This is a genomic window from Paraburkholderia sp. SIMBA_030 (genome assembly GCF_046535245.1).
Taxonomy (GTDB): Bacteria; Pseudomonadota; Gammaproteobacteria; order Burkholderiales; family Burkholderiaceae; genus Paraburkholderia.
Map to the genome: position 1 here is coordinate 275,431 of NZ_JAWRXB010000011.1, position 15,953 is coordinate 291,383.

The 15,953-nt window shown below is 58.0% G+C and carries 20 protein-coding genes; 13 read left to right on the forward strand and 7 right to left on the reverse strand.

Annotation, left to right across the window (positions count from 1 at the left end):
• The first annotated feature begins 154 nt into the window (after nt 1-154).
• Together SB772_RS20850 and hfq are read left to right on the forward strand one after the other, a co-directional pair.
• A complete protein-coding gene (locus tag SB772_RS20850; RefSeq protein ID WP_410835096.1) occupies nt 155-433 on the forward strand; it encodes a DUF1427 family protein in 279 nt (92 codons plus the stop codon).
• A gap of 374 nt (nt 434-807) precedes the next feature.
• Nucleotides 808-1,089: an RNA chaperone Hfq gene (gene hfq, locus SB772_RS20855; protein ID WP_410835124.1), complete on the forward strand. Its 282-nt coding sequence runs from the start codon at nt 808-810 to the stop codon at nt 1,087-1,089.
• Nucleotides 1,090-1,111: 22 nt separating this feature from the next.
• Here the strand turns inward: hfq and SB772_RS20860 are convergent, their stop codons facing one another.
• Nucleotides 1,112-1,375 carry an XRE family transcriptional regulator gene (locus SB772_RS20860; protein ID WP_410835097.1) on the reverse strand — a complete coding sequence of 88 codons (264 nt, stop codon included), beginning with the start codon at nt 1,373-1,375 and terminating at the stop codon, nt 1,112-1,114.
• Between the two features lie 762 nt (nt 1,376-2,137).
• On the opposite strand from SB772_RS20860, the gene phaP (SB772_RS20865) reads away from it, so the two are divergent.
• Complete coding sequence (phaP, locus tag SB772_RS20865) at nt 2,138-2,716, forward strand: TIGR01841 family phasin (RefSeq protein WP_410835098.1); 579 nt, start codon at nt 2,138-2,140, stop codon at nt 2,714-2,716.
• Nucleotides 2,717-3,075: 359 nt separating this feature from the next.
• Here phaP (SB772_RS20865) and SB772_RS20870 read toward each other — a convergent pair whose 3' ends face one another.
• Nucleotides 3,076-3,816, reverse strand: coding sequence for a 3-ketoacyl-ACP reductase (locus tag SB772_RS20870; RefSeq protein ID WP_410835099.1), 741 nt, complete (start codon nt 3,814-3,816; stop codon nt 3,076-3,078).
• A gap of 979 nt (nt 3,817-4,795) precedes the next feature.
• A complete protein-coding gene (locus SB772_RS20875; protein ID WP_410835100.1) occupies nt 4,796-5,068 on the reverse strand; it encodes an XRE family transcriptional regulator in 273 nt (90 codons plus the stop codon).
• Between the two features lie 609 nt (nt 5,069-5,677).
• On the opposite strand from SB772_RS20875, the gene phaP (SB772_RS20880) reads away from it, so the two are divergent.
• The 8 genes from phaP (SB772_RS20880) to SB772_RS20915 all read left to right on the forward strand — a co-directional run bounded on the left by phaP (SB772_RS20880) (nt 5,678) and on the right by SB772_RS20915 (nt 10,463).
• On the forward strand, nt 5,678-6,253 hold the full coding sequence (gene phaP, locus SB772_RS20880; RefSeq protein WP_410835101.1) for a TIGR01841 family phasin: 576 nt from the start codon (nt 5,678-5,680) through the stop codon (nt 6,251-6,253).
• Between the two features lie 297 nt (nt 6,254-6,550).
• Nucleotides 6,551-6,769: a hypothetical protein gene (locus SB772_RS20885; RefSeq protein ID WP_410835102.1), complete on the forward strand. Its 219-nt coding sequence runs from the start codon at nt 6,551-6,553 to the stop codon at nt 6,767-6,769.
• A 178-nt stretch (nt 6,770-6,947) separates the two neighbouring features.
• On the forward strand, nt 6,948-7,181 hold the full coding sequence (locus tag SB772_RS20890; protein WP_410835103.1) for a hypothetical protein: 234 nt from the start codon (nt 6,948-6,950) through the stop codon (nt 7,179-7,181).
• 214 nt (nt 7,182-7,395) lie between these two features.
• Nucleotides 7,396-7,935, forward strand: a complete 540-nt coding sequence (locus SB772_RS20895; protein WP_410835104.1) for a hypothetical protein — start codon at nt 7,396-7,398, stop codon at nt 7,933-7,935.
• Nucleotides 7,914-8,183 carry a DUF1488 family protein gene (locus SB772_RS20900; protein WP_410835105.1) on the forward strand — a complete coding sequence of 90 codons (270 nt, stop codon included), beginning with the start codon at nt 7,914-7,916 and terminating at the stop codon, nt 8,181-8,183. The genes SB772_RS20895 and SB772_RS20900 overlap by 22 nt, the downstream gene beginning before the upstream one ends.
• Before the next feature lie 415 nt (nt 8,184-8,598).
• Complete coding sequence (locus tag SB772_RS20905; protein ID WP_410835106.1) at nt 8,599-8,967, forward strand: nuclear transport factor 2 family protein; 369 nt, start codon at nt 8,599-8,601, stop codon at nt 8,965-8,967.
• 688 nt (nt 8,968-9,655) lie between these two features.
• Nucleotides 9,656-9,991, forward strand: coding sequence for a hypothetical protein (locus SB772_RS20910; RefSeq protein ID WP_410835107.1), 336 nt, complete (start codon nt 9,656-9,658; stop codon nt 9,989-9,991).
• A gap of 295 nt (nt 9,992-10,286) precedes the next feature.
• Nucleotides 10,287-10,463 carry a DUF2934 domain-containing protein gene (locus SB772_RS20915; protein WP_410835108.1) on the forward strand — a complete coding sequence of 59 codons (177 nt, stop codon included), beginning with the start codon at nt 10,287-10,289 and terminating at the stop codon, nt 10,461-10,463.
• Between the two features lie 231 nt (nt 10,464-10,694).
• On the opposite strand, the gene SB772_RS20920 is transcribed toward SB772_RS20915, so the two are convergent.
• Nucleotides 10,695-11,408: a class I SAM-dependent methyltransferase gene (locus SB772_RS20920; protein ID WP_410835109.1), complete on the reverse strand. Its 714-nt coding sequence runs from the start codon at nt 11,406-11,408 to the stop codon at nt 10,695-10,697.
• 558 nt (nt 11,409-11,966) lie between these two features.
• Nucleotides 11,967-12,527 (reverse strand): response regulator, encoded by a 561-nt coding sequence (locus SB772_RS20925; RefSeq protein ID WP_410835110.1) that lies wholly within the window; start codon nt 12,525-12,527, stop codon nt 11,967-11,969.
• Nucleotides 12,528-12,646: 119 nt separating this feature from the next.
• On the opposite strand from SB772_RS20925, the gene SB772_RS20930 reads away from it, so the two are divergent.
• Nucleotides 12,647-12,898 (forward strand): hypothetical protein, encoded by a 252-nt coding sequence (locus SB772_RS20930; RefSeq protein ID WP_410835111.1) that lies wholly within the window; start codon nt 12,647-12,649, stop codon nt 12,896-12,898.
• Nucleotides 12,899-13,191: 293 nt separating this feature from the next.
• On the opposite strand, the gene SB772_RS20935 is transcribed toward SB772_RS20930, so the two are convergent.
• Together SB772_RS20935 and SB772_RS20940 are read right to left on the reverse strand one after the other, a co-directional pair.
• Entirely contained in the window at nt 13,192-13,416 is a 225-nt protein-coding gene (locus SB772_RS20935) for a dodecin family protein (RefSeq protein WP_410835112.1), read from the reverse strand.
• 363 nt (nt 13,417-13,779) lie between these two features.
• A complete protein-coding gene (locus tag SB772_RS20940; RefSeq protein ID WP_410835113.1) occupies nt 13,780-13,947 on the reverse strand; it encodes a DUF2934 domain-containing protein in 168 nt (55 codons plus the stop codon).
• A gap of 437 nt (nt 13,948-14,384) precedes the next feature.
• Here SB772_RS20940 and SB772_RS20945 point away from each other — a divergent pair, with 437 nt between their 5' ends.
• On the forward strand, nt 14,385-14,579 hold the full coding sequence (locus SB772_RS20945; RefSeq protein ID WP_410835114.1) for a DUF3562 domain-containing protein: 195 nt from the start codon (nt 14,385-14,387) through the stop codon (nt 14,577-14,579).
• The last annotated feature ends 1,374 nt before the right edge of the window (nt 14,580-15,953 follow it).

Sequence of the window (15,953 nt, forward strand, 5' to 3'; positions counted from 1 at the left end):
GGGCCGAAATGCGAGGCTCGCACCCGGAATCATCATTCCGGTGCGGGCCTTTCAGCGCACTTTCAGCGCAATGACCAAGACTATTACCTGAATGCACATAGTTCGCGACGGCCATCGAACGCGTTGATACGCGAATCCGAGGAATTTTCTGCCAATGAAACCTTATGTTCTCTCGCTCCTTGGTGGCATTCTCGCCGGCGCGATATACAGTCTGATTCGTGTACGCTCGCCGGCGCCGCCAATGGTGGCCCTCGTGGGATTGCTGGGGATAGTTATCGGGGCTCAAATCATTCCAACTGGACGCCAGCTTCTGGCGAGCGCTGCGCTTCAGTTTACGAAAACACAGGTGATGCAGACTCACACTCCGCATTCGCCTCCTTCGAATAACGCTAAACTGATTTCGCGCGGGCCCGCCAACGTCTCACCGAATTGAATCCAGCAGCCTGCGTCGACGACGCGGGCAATACAGCGTCTGCGCCCGGCATGCACTCTTGTCACAACTATCAAGCCAGGACGACCCACGCGTTCTCGTCAAGCGCAACCGGAACTGCTTCCAGAGCTGACCCGCTGCAGCGATGAGCGCGCCGCGGACTGGCTCAGAATCTCTGCGCCGGCCATCCGGCCACCTTCATCCGTCGCGCTGCCCTATGCTTCCAGTTGCTAAACGCGTACCACTCCAGCACCCGGGCGAGATTGCGGAAGCGCGCCTCGACGCCCTGGAGTCGCAGTAACACAGTTCCTCCGGACCGGCTGGCGGCTTCAGGTATCGCCGGTACAATCGAATGACCTCTCGCTTTGACCTCGAACATGACCGCGCGCCCAGACGTACAAGACGATTTTTTGCAGATGCTCGTGAACGACAAGACCGCTGTAAACGTGTTCCTCGTGAACGGCATCAGGCTGAGCGGTCAACTGGCCGCCTTTGACCAGTTTGCAGTTCTGCTGGAGTCTGGCCCAGCCGTGCAACTTGTATTCAAACATGCCATTTCGACCGTGCTGCCGGTCAATGGCAGTGGCCAGGCACGTGAGCCGACCGGGGTGCCGGTGAGTGGCGACAAGCCGGACCACGTGCGAGGCCGTGTCCGATGAGACTGCGATGACATGCTGTGGCTTACGCCTGACCTGCGCATAGCCAGGCGACGTCCACGTCGAGAAGTTCTGAAAGGCGCTCACAATCCGCACTCTTCGGAACGGTAACGCCGGCACGCCAAAAGGCCACCTCGTGTTCGGCGACGCCGAGTGACCTGGCCACCCGACCGGAGGTCACCTTTGCGCGCTTGATGGTCATGTCCAGCCGTGCCGCAAAGGCGCGCCTGGAGCCGTTGTGGTTGAGAGTGCTTTGCAGATGTACGTCAAGGTTCAGACGACGATTCATGGCGTGCAATGCTCCGTGTAACTCATCCTGACCAAACCTATGTACTTCAGGCTACGAAGGGGTGATGCTTGCAGTCGAACGCCATCACCAGGGCTGGCACGTCGTTCGCGTGGGCTTCACTGCGCCTGAACGCCCGTTGCTGCGCGTCGTCCCCGCTCTGAGTTAACGCTTTAAATGCCCCCTGTAATCGACACGGATGCCGTTTTCGCTGTTCCGTACACGGCCAGAAGTCACTCCGCCGCTTTCTTCGAGTGAAGCAGGCGCTCAATGAAAACGCTCGCACGACGAAGGGTCTGTCGAAGACCTGTTCAAAGGTCCTGTTTGGCATCACGTGTTTTTGTCGCCAGCGGGTCCGGGAAGTTCCACTGGCGAAATCGACGTCGTCACCCATCGCGATGATGGTCGCCGGCGAAACTGTCATCGCAATAAGGGGCGCAGACACATCCAGTCGGTGGCGGCGAGAAAAAACACTACTTCAAGGATGCTCCAGATAGGCCGATTCAATTGGCACCCCGACCGCTACCGTCCTGTAATGGAATCTTCGTCGTTTGGCAGTTCCTGCACCTGTCGACGCCCGCAGAGCACCCTTACGCAGCCCAGCGCGGAGGATGTTGTACGGGCAATCGCGGCTGAGACCCATACGCCTGCGGAGCCAGTGTCGAAAATGAAGCCGACACAGGAGCTTCGATACGACGCGCTTCATCAGTTGGTCACCGTTGCCGAACATGCTGGGCATTGGGCATCCATTTTCAGGAGGTGAACATGGCTGATTTTCAAGGACAAGCTGCTGCAGCCCAGCGAGCTAATCTTGACTTCTTCTTCGGCCTGGCCGGCAGCATGCTGGAGGGCGAGGAAAAGCTCGTGAGACTGAATCTCGATACGGCGAAAACGACGCTTGCCGATTGGTACCAACGCGCGCAAGACGGGCTGGCAAAACAGGACAGACAGGAAGTTACCGGGCTGCAAGACACGCTGGCGCTGCCCTCGGCCGAGAAGGTTCTGACGTACGAACGTCAGGTTGCCGAGATTGCGACGACCACGCAAACGCAGCTGGCAGAGGTCGTCAATGCGCGGTACCAGGCGGTGAGCCGCCAGGTTCAATCGTTCGTCGAAAATCTCGCGCAAAACACCCCGGTGGGCTCCGAAGCCGCAATCGCTTTTCTGAAACAAGCTGTCACGCTGGCCAGCACGGCTCAGGAAAGCGTGCAAAAGGCAACGAAGCAGGCCGTCGAAGTCGCGCAAAGTAACCTGGACGCCGCGACGAAAGCCGCATCAGTGGCGAGCGAAGCGGCAGACCGGGCAGTCGAGAATGCGACGAAGTCGAAGGCGTTGAAGCATTAATTTGAAGGAACGTTGAACCCGAAGTGGTCGCACCGGGCGGCGAGCTGACCATCGCGCGCAAGAAAACGCAGTGTCCTTGACCTAACGGGGTATGAAGATGGTTCGATGCATTGCACATCGCACATATGGGTCTCCATGAGTGTGGGTGAAGTTCGTGGCGTACTGTCCCTACGGGAGGTCCGGTGCCTCAGGTCAATCTGGGTGCGCGCCAGGCGCGGGACGTCTCTGAATATCTGCGTGTCGTCGAGGAATAAGTGCAGCGCAAAAAGCATCGCGCACGAGGCGCTTCCGCGTCCCCGGCGCTCTGCCGCGAGCGCCGGGGACAGCCGCTTTCGTGCCGGTTCAGGCGTCGGCGGTTGCTAGCTCATGTGCAGGCCACCGTTCAACGAGAAATCTGCCCCTGTCGCGAAGGCCGCTTCGTCGCTGGCAAGCCATGAGACAATCGAGGCAATTTCCTTAGCCTCCCCGAGACGGCGTACCGGGATGCTCTGCACGATTGCGTCCAGTACCTCGGGGCGCACGGCACGAACCATATCCGTTCCGATATAGCCGGGCGAAACTGTATTCACCGTGACGCCCTTCGTCGCCACCTCTTGCGCCAGCGACATCGTGAAGCCGTGAATGCCCGCCTTCGCCGTCGAGTAGTTGGTCTGGCCGAACTGCCCTTTCTGCCCGTTGACCGACGAGATGTTGATGATGCGGCCCCACTGCTTGCTGACCATCGCTTCGATGACCTGCTTGGTCACATTGAAGAGGCTCGTCAGGTTCGTGTCGATGACATCGTTCCAGTTCTCACGTGACATCTTGCGAAACACGCCGTCCCGCGTAATACCGGCATTGTTCACCAGCACATCAATCTCACCGACCTCCTTCTTTACCTTCGCAAAAGCGGCTTCCGTCGACTCCCAGTCGCCGACATTGCCCTCGGAGGCGATAAAGGAGAATCCGAGCGCGGCCTGCTCGGCCAGCCACCGCTCCCGTCTCGGCGAGTTGGGCCCGCATCCCGCCACAACGGTCAGCCCGTCGGTGTAAAGCCGCTGGCATATCGCTGTTCCAATCCCCCCCATACCACCGGTTACGTAAGCGATTCGCTTTGACATGTTCTACTCCCGGTTCTTGCTGCGGTTAAAGGACCACCCTATTTTTGCCTGGTAAGTCACACCCTCGACTGCTAACGTGCTCGGTTTTTAATGCCTGTCGTCTCAATGTCAAACCGGATAACCATGCGACGCCTGGCGATTGAAAATTCGGCCGACTCGCCTGTTTTGCCGCTTCCATCCACCACACTATTTTTTCCATGACCACCGCCTTTACCATGAGAACGGCAGCTTCGCTTCCTCCCGTTTCCCCGGCCCGCCTCTGGCTCCGTTCCCAAGGCGCGGTCAATGCATGTTATCAAGCAGTCCTGCTCGTTTTCGCTTCAGTGCAAGCCTGCCAGCAGCAATACAGCGGCTGCGACGTCGTTCGTCTGTTGCGACAACCCCTTCAAACGGGGCTCTTTTCCGCTTTGCTGTTCGGTTGCATTCACGCAGCCTCACCTGTTTTCACACTCGCTAACCTTCCCTGATTGAGTACTTCGCCACTTTTGGGCGACGGGCTTGCGAGTAGGCACAGGTCTGGTCGGTGCGCTGAGTGTCCGCTCTGGTAGACGACCACGCTCTATGAACTCCCGAAGCACCTTGCCCGCAGCCGGCTTCCCGCGTTGTTCCAGTCTTCTGAAAAGGGCATGCGCAAATGTCCTCAGGTCGTCGCGTCCGTGCGAGGCCTCGAATTCCAGAATGGTTTCCCTAACCGCCGCGAGCATGCTTTGCTCGTACAGCATGCTCGCGATATGCGAGGCGCCTCTCGACAACTCCATCTCGTATTCATTCAGGCGCGGTGCTTCGTCGAACGCCCCTTTTCGTTTTAGTGCCTTCACATCGATACCCCCGGGTTCTGCGGGAACACCTGCCGTGCCGCATCAGAAATCCGCGCAGCGGCGTCATTGCGAAAGCGATGCCGACGAGCTGCGAACTTCAGAGCGTATGGGCATCAACGGGAAAGAAACTCCCTTGGCTCGCGATTCCCGCGAAATGCGAATCAGGCGACCTGAGGCTGCCCGGTGCAAAGCCAGTGAACATCGAGATTGAGAAGGGTGGCGAGACGCATACAAGCGTTCAGCGGCGGGACGGTGATTCCGCCTCGCCAATATTGCACGTCGTATTCATTCACTTCCAACCACTTGGCCGCGCGTGCCGAGCTGATGTTGCCGCGTTTGAGTGCCCTGTCAAGGCGTGCGGCCACGGCGCGTCTCAGGCGGTCATTCTCGGCACTGCGCTCGAGATGACCGATAGTATTAGTGTAACGATTCATCTTATGAAACTTCTCTCAGATATTATGTTTTATGCAATTTAGTACGCTCTCCGGCTGCCGGTCAAATCTACGTATACGTTATGACGGCCTCATGACGTCATAGTTAACCCTCGCAGCGCTGTATGGCGACCAGACTCGCACATGGTTACATGTACAACTATTCCTTCGCCAATAAACCGCTGTCAAATATAAACAGTAAATCGTTGCGCCCACATCAATCTTGCGCCCCGGGCTTCCGGTAACGAACTGTCGCGCATTCAACGCCTCTCGTCGTCGAATTCCACGATGCTCGAAGCAACGCTGGCGGATGGGCCGTGACGCTTTTGTGGCGCTGCACACATCTGACTAAAAGGTCACTAGTGACGTCCTGAGGAACCGAAAAGGTTGCTAGGGTATTCCCCTAAACTTCTGTCTCTTTCAATACTGGCAGGGCGTTCGCCCATGTTCTCACGCGCCGCTCGGCGCTGCCATCGAACCGGTGGTTGACATCCACTCACTCCCCCATAGAATGGGTATTGCTGCAGTGCACCAGCCTTTGCTGCTGATATAGCGCGATCTGATTCATCTGACTTTTCGACATTAGTCGCTTCACCTCTATGGAGTTTAGTGATGAGCAGTCTTCCCCCGGAACAAATCGTCGCTGCGCAGAAAGCCAGCGTTGACACAACATTTGGCCTCCTGAACAAAATCTTTGACGGCGTCGAAAAGCTGGCCGAGCTGAATGTGCAAGCGGTCAAATCAAGCCTCGCCGAAAATCGGGAAATCCTGCTCAAGGCGGTTTCAGCCGGCGAGCCGCACGCGTTGTTCGCACAACAGGCAAGCCACGCTCAACCCGCCATAGAAAAAACACAGTCGTACTGGCGCCGCGTTCACGAAATTATCTCCAGCACTCAAGCCGAATTCGCGGCCGTCGCCGAAGCGCAACTCAAGCAGTACCAGCAAGATGCGCTGGCTTTTGTCGACAGCCTCGCGAAGAAAGCGCCGGCAGGAAGCGAAACCGCTGCGGCAGCATGGAAAACGTTCATCACCACGGCAAGCGAGACGGCGAACACGACGTATGAAGCTGCGAGGAAGGCCGCAAAGCAGGCAGTAGAGACTGCGCAGAGCAATATCAGCACGGTGGCATCGGTTCCGGCCAAGCGGACTCGACAGCTTGCAGCACCTGTCGAAGCCAATGAGAAGTAATAGCGTCTTGTCGTAGCTCACTGAGGCCAAATCCTCCAAGCGGGCTCCCGCTCGCCTTGCTTGCGGGTCGCCATCAGTGGCGCTCGGAACGCTTGGAGGCAACCAGTGCGCCTCGCCCGCCGTCACGAAGCCCGTCTTCCTAGCCCTAAATTTTCGTGCGGCGTTGCGCAGGTCGCCTGCCCTGGCTGCATTTGATTTCGCCCGGTATCAATCACGCGAAGCGACCACATTCCTCGCGGCTGGGGCGCATCGAGGCGGGTGCCACAGGGCACGGCAACGAGACTGAAGGAGGAGCTGATGAACACGGCAGAAAGGTCCCTGCGTTCGCTGGTTGAAAAATGGCTGACCTCAACTGCGGCGACGCCGATTCGGGTGACCCGATTCGGTCGCACAGGCTCCAGCCGCGGGCGTTACGTACGCGTGGATGCACAGCGACCGGAAGGTTCGGTTGGGCTTTTTTTCTTCCGGCACGATGACGGCGCATGGCAGGTGTTCCCGCCCGGGACCGGCGGCTAACAGTATGTGCCGGCGCTAGCTCCGTGTGACCGGGTCATCGCCGCGGCCTGCCTGTTGCATTGATTGATGACAAAACGCGACCTATATTGCTACGCTTTTTATAGCAGACTAGTTAGATGCCGGCGTTCGTCCCGTACGCAGGCCGGACAGGAAAAGCAGGTAAATCAGGGCACATGCAATGACTGCCACTAACAGAACTTCGACGGGCATCAGCCCCTACACATTCCGCGATATCGACCCCGCGATTGCCCATCTCGAGCGGGTGCTGCGGGCGGAAGGAGCGGATTCTCTATTCTCCAGAACTTACTGGCGTGAGCGGGTTCTTCAGGCAGGTGCAACGCCGGGACTTTTGCCAAACCAGCAGCAACGGCTGCAGAGACTGTTGGAAAGCATCGACTCCTTGCCTGCTTGAAATACCCGACTCAAGGTCGGAGCTCCCGATGCGTTCGGCTACCGCTAGAGAGGCTCGCATATGCAGGTGGAGTTCACCTCCTCCGGCGTCGCTGCGGAGTTTCCGCCGCACCGCGACATCGAAGTCGCGAGCTGGTTGCGCTGTTAATATTTCAACGGCCCCCACACGGACTCATGGCGGGTGCATGCTATTGACAGACTTTCGGGAGCCCACGATGGCCGCAAAGCGCAAGTCTGTACTGAGCAGCATCAACCCATCGGAAGTTCCGTCTCTACGCGACGACCTGAAACCGGAGCTCGCGTTCATTGCCACCGCGCTGACGGAAGAACTCGCGGCGCTGATAGCGACGGTTCTCGATGACGCAAGAAAACAAACGCTCGACTGTCTGTCGCAGGCGCTCAGCGACGCGGTCCCCGAGCTGCTCCAGCGGGCCTTTGAACAGGAATTGCTCGCAGGCGGAAAGTCGATGTCCGAACGTCGGGCATCGCTCGTCGCAGTATTGCGCGCGAGTGAGCCGCCTCTGCCCGGAACATCTCCTGGGCAAGCGCGTGCAACTGACGAAAGTACAGACTGGCTGCCCGCAGAGCCAGTTGCGAAGTTTCAAAGCGTCTCGACTGCGCATGTGAAGAAACTCGCAAAAGCCGGCGAACTGGGTGAGGTAGCAGCGTCGCTTCGACGCTCCTCCTCCAAGGACAGCCGGTCCGCCAAGGTCAACAAAGAACCAATACCGTCATGGACACCACACTCACCGTAGAAGCCAACGTTTCAACGGACGGAAAACTCGTTGAGTTTGTCGTATTCGCCCGTGGGCGTGTGGTGCAATGTTCGATTACTCGGGATGTTCTCGAACAGTATTTCTGGGCGCCCATCGGCGCAAGCGACGCTCGCCTTCTGAAGGCTTATACGGATGGACACAAGCGGATTGCCGCGGCTGTTGAACGAAAAGTACTGAGGGGCTCGGCCGAGCCGATAAAGCTGCACGCTGCAGACTTTTCTCACTGACGGCCTCTGGTGCTACCTCAGCTCTTGAGGGGAAAGTCGCCCCGCCATTCTGGAACGCGCTTTTCACTGCATACAACCTCCAGCCGTCGTGAGCAGAGTGATATTCGCGCTAGTGTCGCGAATCCTCGTTCGATGGCCAATCCCGTTGGTATAAATGCAGCCTTGACGTCTGAGGTATTCCTGAAGCCTTTCATCTTTTGGAGGCCGATGCCACACGGGTTTTGATTCCGCCTGAAAACGTGCCCGATGCGGCCGTCGACGGCAACGCGCTTCCAAATGAGCATGCCGTGCTGAGGTTATTCCGCTGCTTAAAGTTGAAAATCCTGCGTGCTTGCCTAGTATCAATGATGTCGTCCTCCGGCAGCGGCGACGCAGTTCCGTTTGTTTTTCCAGGCAAGGAAACAGGAGAAAAGACATGAACGCTACCAGTGAGTTAAGCGCCGTCGGCAGGACGATACAGGGCTATTTCGACGGAATGCATCGAGGTGATACCGCGCTCCTTCGGAGGGCGTTTCATCCAGACGCGTACCTGTTCGGGTACTACCAGGGTCCGTTTTCCCGCTTTTCCCTCGAGGAATGGATGAATGAAGTTGAGAGCACACCGAAACCTGCGGAAAGCGGCGAAGCTTTTGACATGCGCATTGTTTCTACCGATGTGACGGGCCGCGTCGCAATGGCGAAAGTCGTTGTTCTTTATGAGGGGTTGCGGTTTACGGACTATTTAACGCTGATTAAATTTGATGATGATTGGAAAATCGTCAACAAGGCATACCATCATGAGTAAGTGCGACTCTGTCACGAGCAGCGAAGGCCCCGGAGAAATTGATACCACAACGCCTGTTCGTAGATGCTACGACGGTCAAAGGTGCGAGGCACAAACTGCGCCTCGTCGACAGCTAGCCGCACTCCGCCTTGATGCTTCTGGATGGAAACGCATATAGCAGAGCGCGCGACGCCGCTGGCAGCTACCTTCCCCGGTCCTGCCGACTGACAGTGAACTCACCGGCTACAACTTGCATGTGGAGTCAAAATACGTAGAGTTAACACTGGTTTTAGCTGTCGCGTGTTTACCGCAGAATGCTCGTTCGACATGAAATCCCAATACGTGGGTTGCCGCGCTGGCAACTGCAGCGAAGTCGTGTCGTTGCAGTGACGCGCCACAAACACTTCGGCGTGGACGAAGAAACGTGATGGAGATAACGCAATGACGGCGGCCGTTTCGACGTTACATCGAGGTTACCGACTTATCGCAAGGGCATGTCCCGCGCACAGTGGTCTGCATGCCGCAGACCTTGTTATCGAGAAGCCCGGCCGTGCGCCGGAGACGTTCGCTGCTTTGGACTACTTCTTTGACGACGAGCAGGCGTTGAGGTATGCGACCCGCTGGGGACGCATCTGGGTTGACCTGAATGCCTGAGGTCTACGTCACGCGTCAGCGCCGTGATACGCAGGGGCAGACAACGGAGAATCGAATGCGCGATGTACCACATATCGAACCGTCGTCCTACATCCATACCGAACAAAGGCTGAGGTTTCTCGCGCGCGATGCCCAGAATCCCTGCGCCGCCATCGTCTACTGGTTAGGAGCGACCGAGCCGTCGCGCGAGTCCAGTTTTTTCGATGCCATGCAAAAATTCGGCGCGCTGATGCAACTGGTTCTGCCTGACGAGCGTCCAGGCGTCTTCGTAAAACGCGATGCCGTTCGGAGCGTTACGGATTTTGGAACCGTGAAGCGACTCGTTTTCAGGGACGGCTCCAGTCTGGATGTTCGATATGCCGGGCCGTGTAACGACCTGTGCGACGAGTGAACCGTGCAGCCATGCCTGCAGTCTGTCCCGATATAGTCCGTCGCAGTCACGCGCCGGCTCTAGGGAAAAGTCTGCATCCTTGAATCGTACGATGCCCGGTCCGTCTGGCGTCGTACTTTCAAGGACACGAAGCCCAGCAGTTGAGGAGTTGCACGCAAATGCCAATCGTTTTGATGCGTTCGCCAGAGGGGGGCTTTTTGCTCGCGCGTCGGCTCTACCGCATTCCGCCGTCGAAACGGTAGGCCGGGCGACATCGTGCGTAGCTGTTCGTGCGTAATCTACTGGAGAGACTGCAATGGACAATGTTTCGCGGGACGAGAAGATTCGTGTGCGGGCCTATGAGCTCTGGGAAAAAGACGGCAGCCCCGAGGGACGCGCCGACGAGTATTGGAAGCAGGCTCGGGCCCAGATAGACGAAGAAGAATCCGCGGCCGACGGGAACGGAACTGACCCAAAGAGCCGGCTGCCCTGACGGAAACCGGACGCTGAGGAGGAGCCGCACCGTCGACCGCCCGGCGCAGCCATAACTCTTGCAGGCTAACTGGTCGGCGGCGCGATGCACGCGGCGCGTCCTTCCGTTGTCGCTGTGCGCCGACCCACGACGTGCCGGACGCTATCCGGTTTCCTCACGCTACCGCATAACACTCCTGACCGGAACTCGGCCTTGCAAATTACCCAGGACGCTTCCGCAACAGCACCGCTGTCAGTACGCCTTCTTCATGCCGCCACTGTCGGAAGCAGGTGCATCCATTCCTCCCTTCTTCTGCATCTTCGGCTTCATCTGCTTTTGCGACATGTCGCCCGACTTCCCCATCGTGTTTGCGCCCGACGCGCCAGATGGTGACTCCGTAGTTCCGTTTGCATTCGGCGTTCCCATTCCGGTGCCGCCCTGGCCTGCACCAGTGCCCCCGCCACCGCTTGTGCCCGCACCCTGCGCTAGGCGGCGCCAGACAAACTCAAAATGAATGCCGATAGCAGTAATCCTTTCGTAGCAACTCGCATGATGGTCTCCCTCGTGCGCAAAGCGACCAGTTGCGACCCAAGTCGGTGCAACCCCGCTGCCATCACCGCAACGACGCCGCCCGCGCGCGACGTTGCACCCAGCGTTGATGTCGCCGACGTCAGTCTGACCCGGATGCTGAAATTCGGCTGGCCCACCCGAGCGGGTCGTGAATCGTTGCGGCTGGAACCTCTTTCCAATTGGCAGACTGGCCAGTCCAATGTCGGCATGAGGGTCGATGTTGTGTTGGCGTCCACACCCAGGGTTAAGACGTGTTGCCAGTTCGACCATGGCCGCTGCGAAGTCAATGTCAAGAACATTGGCCCCTCGCGCAGCGGCTGCCGCTGCAAGGTAGCCGGGGCCCGAAGCGACGTCAAGGAAGCGGATGCGCCTGCGGATAGCAAGTGCGGCAAGCAATGCATCGTTCGCCTGCGTGGCGGGCGGCCATGCCGGGATGCGTCCAGGCTCAGGACAACTGCACGATGGAACCTGGGCAGCTCGACCGGCAACAACTGCAGGTCGCCAGCACACATGCGTTCGAACGCCCGCCAAACGGTTGCCCCTGTTCGGCCGACAGTAGGCGGTCCGTTGCTTGATGTAAAGGCCCACCGTACCCATTACTAGAAAGCAGGGGTATGCGGCGGGTCCATACATCAACAGTTCTATCGCACTTGCAACTGCCAATTGAGTCTTCCTGGCGTTCTCCTGAGAAAGTCAAGTATCTCTGCCTTCGGGGTCGAAAATATCGGAGGTCTCGTTATCATGGACTTCTCCGGAACCGTAACATCGTGTGCAGAGCTGCCACCGCTCTCCATCGCATTTTGGGCACGTGATGGTGGTGGACGTGCGAGACATGTCTGAAACAGTCTCGATTTCGGTTATCTGCACCTTTCCCGTCCCGCCACATTTTTCGCACTTGATTTTTCCTTGGCCACCACATTTCTGACAGGCAGTCATGGCCTCTCCTCCTGGTGGTTAGGTGTACATGACCATACTACTCCGAGCGCCTGAGAACACGAAGCCAGATGCTGGTCCCCGCACGATACCTGAAGGCGATTCAATCCCACGGGAAGCGGTCATCACCATACGCGACAACGGCATGGGCATTGAGCGCTCTGCCGGCGATGGCGGCAATGCACCCGACAGCATGACTACAGGAATGCGGGACGTAGCTGCGTCGGCCTTCAACCGCCGGCAGAACGTCACACCGTCGACACCTGGCATCATCCAGTCCGTCACGATGAGGTCCGGATGCTCGTTGGCAGTCACGGTAGCGCCTGTCTCACCGTCCCGAGCGAGTACTACACGAAACCCTTCCGCTTCCAGAAGCATCCGAAGCGGGTGCAGGATTTTAAAGTCGTCGTCAACCAGCAGTATCGTGGACACGGGCAAACGGGAGGGGAATGCTAACAAAATAATCTGGCAAAAGGCGTTCCCGGAAGGGTCGATGGTCTGTATGGTTTTGTCGCGTTGACAATAGGCGCCGCGCTCCCAGCATCTTCCCGAGCGAGGGTCGGCAAGGACAAAGGATTGCACGGTGGCGCGCCTCCCGACAGGTCTACTTGAGGAGCATCGTTGGCATGCACGTTGCGTTGATACGGCTAGCGGAGCACCGTGCAGCTGAATGCGCCTTCTCACTGGACTGCGAGGATAAAATGACCCATACCGGCGAGCAATCCTTACGTTTGGTAGTGGAAAAATGGCTTGGGTTCAATCGTCTGCGGGCCGCAAGGGTCACTGCGTTTGACCGTACTGCCTCGGGCGGAAAGCGTTATGTGTGCGTTGAGACCATGCACGACGGAGAGAAGCTCGCGCTGTTCTTCTTCCGGCATGACGACGGCTGCTGGAGAGTATTTCCTCCTGCTCCGACGTTGCCGGAGATGACCCCGGAGCATCTGGCCGCATAGCATGAATCCGGCGACGCATCACCTCCGCACATGGGCAGTGCGACCGGCACGCAATGGAGCGCAACCTGACGACGAGGCGTTGCCCGAGAAGGATTCGCGAACGTAGTCAACTCATGACTACGCGACGACGCACAGCCTGCTACGGCTCCGCCCCTCTTAATGCCGACGCACCTGCTTCGCCCTACACCCCGCGCGAGTGGGGTGTGCTCTTTGCGCAGGACTGGGGGGCGTTGCAAAAAAGATAGGTATCGGATTCTTCAGCCGTGGTGCGCCTCGTCGCAGCGAGCCGCCCCTCAGGCTTCGTACTTGAATGACAAAGATACGCGCGCGCGATACTCGACGACCTTGCCGCCATCGACCCTCATGTCCAGCTTGCAGACCTCGGCAACGCGCAAATCGCGCAGCGAACTCGCAGCGGTTTCCACAGCATTCTTCGCGGCATCCTCCCAAGAATTCGGGCTGGTGCCGATAATCTCAGTGACGCTGTAAACGCTGGATTCAGTGTCTTTCTTGGCCATGATTTTTACTCCTCTGGGTTAGGAGGCGCGATTCCCGCACCTCGGTCATTTCATCATAGGCCCCCGACGCGCCGACGGTCGATTGAAGGGGCAGCGCATCAGTGCCGGGCTGCGGGCGTTTCGGCGTCCTCGTCGTCGACCAGAAGTACGGTAGACATGGCGCGAGTGCGGGGCCAGTAATCACTGGCGCTATCGTATTCGCAACATCGTCCGCAGGCATGCGCCGGCCAATAACGCGGCAGCACTAGAACCGCGCGAGGCAAACCGTGCGTCTGGCAGGAACCACTGCGACAGTGGCGGGATTTGCTAACGCTATCGTCTTCCACAGCGTCCCCGGCATTGCGACGTCGCCGCCGAAAACAGCTACATCGCAACGTCTCCCTCGGATGCGGCGGGTGAAGCGTTCTCGCCCTCCAGTTGCCGACGTGCCTTGTCCCAGTACTCTTCCGACCGACCCGCCGGGCTGCCATCCTTTTCCCAGAGATAAAAAGCGAGTGTCCGAATCTGCTCTTCGGTGACTGGTACGTTCATTTCAACCTCCGTTAAAAAAGCTGCGCTACGATAGCTACCGCGTGATGGCTGGGACCGTCGTCGTCTATTTTGATGGCGCAATCAAATCGGCTCCGCCCGATATCCAACGTCCGGAAATTCTTGCCGATGGCTCCCGACCGATACGTGCAAGAAAGCTGAGGCGGATAAGCGCCGCCGTTCTAACCGTTAGCAGGCGTTCAGCTGCAGCCCGTTCGTTCAGACACAGGAAGCCGTCGGTCCGCTCACGTGAGGCGGCGGGACCGTCACGCGTAATGTGCAAGGTTGCGATTAGTGAGGCTCCTCTGCTCACGGCCGGCTGACAGATGCAAATTGATTTGGTGTCTGTGGGCACCATCGCGCATTGGCGAAATTCATTGGCCTATGTGGTTGGCATGTCCTTGAATTCAATTCTCCTACTCTGACTACCGGAGCGCTCGATGAAGACGGAAGACCCGGAGAAAATCGTGCATGAAATCGCTGAGTCCACTGACAATGCGGAAGACCTTGTGGCGCAGTTGTATGCAAATGCCGTCGAAGACTACAAGCGCGATGCACGAATCATGGACTACGTTCCGCTGTTCGCCGCAAGGCGCGTACGGGAAAGCTTGAGGACTCGTGCTGCTACGAAGTAGCAGCGCACGACTTCAGGCGGTGGGGTGTTTGTGCCCCGCTTTTGGTCAAAACTCTCAATCTCGCAAGCCACGCGTTTTTAATTGACCTTTGAGAAGCCTACAGATGATGTCATTTTTTTGCCCTCTACGTCGCCTGTGGCCGAGTCTCGATGCGATAGAACACGACTGGTCCGGGTCGAACTTGAAGGCATCAGGTACACCGGAACCTACCGCATCGTGGCAGGTTCCGTCATCGTCTATTTCGAGCGTGAGACCAAGTTCGCCCGACACTGTATGAACCAACCGGAGGTTGGTGCCGGTTGGCTGCTTTCTGACCTGTGTCGCAAGGTAGAAGCGAGGAAGCGCAATCGTACCGCCAGACAGGTCGAGAAACAGGTGTCCGCTGTAGAAATGCACACACTACCGCTCTGCAGTCCATGGCCGGTCTTCTGAATGAGAAGCAACTTCAAGATGGGCCGCCGCGAGACGTCAAACGAGAAAGGATGCCGGGAACCAGGGCTGCGACTAAAGTGATGCGGCTCTTCATTTTTCAAGACGATGTCCCGGTCCAGCGGTTTGCCAGCCCCGACCGTCGAAGTATGGCAAGCGACGCAGGCCCTATTTGGCTCGCACGCGTGCGAACTGTCTCGATTTTCCCTGCCAGCGGCACTTCCAAACGCGCGGATTGCAAGTGTCGGCTTTGCAGGCAACATATAAGCCGAAACGTTTGTCCGAACCCAACATCGAGTCGTCCTTTCGTCCCCTCACGCGGGGCACCCACAAGCCAGACAGCCCGGCTCGCATGGCAGCCCGGAAACCACTTTGTCCGTCGGCACGGTCGTTGCAACTGACGGCTGCACCAACGGGAGATTGCCATCATGAGTGTCTTGGGTTTCGCTAATTTTAGTCCAACGCGTGCTTCTTCACTTGTCGCCGTCGCTGCTATCTCTGTCATGGTGGTTTGCGGGACTGGCATCGCAGCATTTGCTGGGTTGCTGCCCGCGTCAGGTGACGTAGCCGTCGCAGTGCTTGTGACACCGTTAATTGACATGCAAGTCGACGCTTATGTGAAGCGTGTCGCAACCATCCATTGAACTGTCAGCCGCAAAACAAGCGAGACGCCGGGAGATAATCGCTCAACTCGTCGGTCATCAAGGCTTGGACACATCAGTGTGCGTCATCGCGAGCATCCCGTTTTCGAATCCAGTCGCAAGTATTCCCCGTATATGCGGTCAGACCCACCCAATTACGCGTGGCAACTCTGGGGAACACACCATGAAGTAAAGGACTATGTTCGTCGCTATCGCGCTGTCTGCCGCGTAAGCGCCTCGCGAAGGCCGTTCGCAATACGGGGCGCACGTGAGGCATGATGGGGTATCGGGCGCTCGGGTTCGC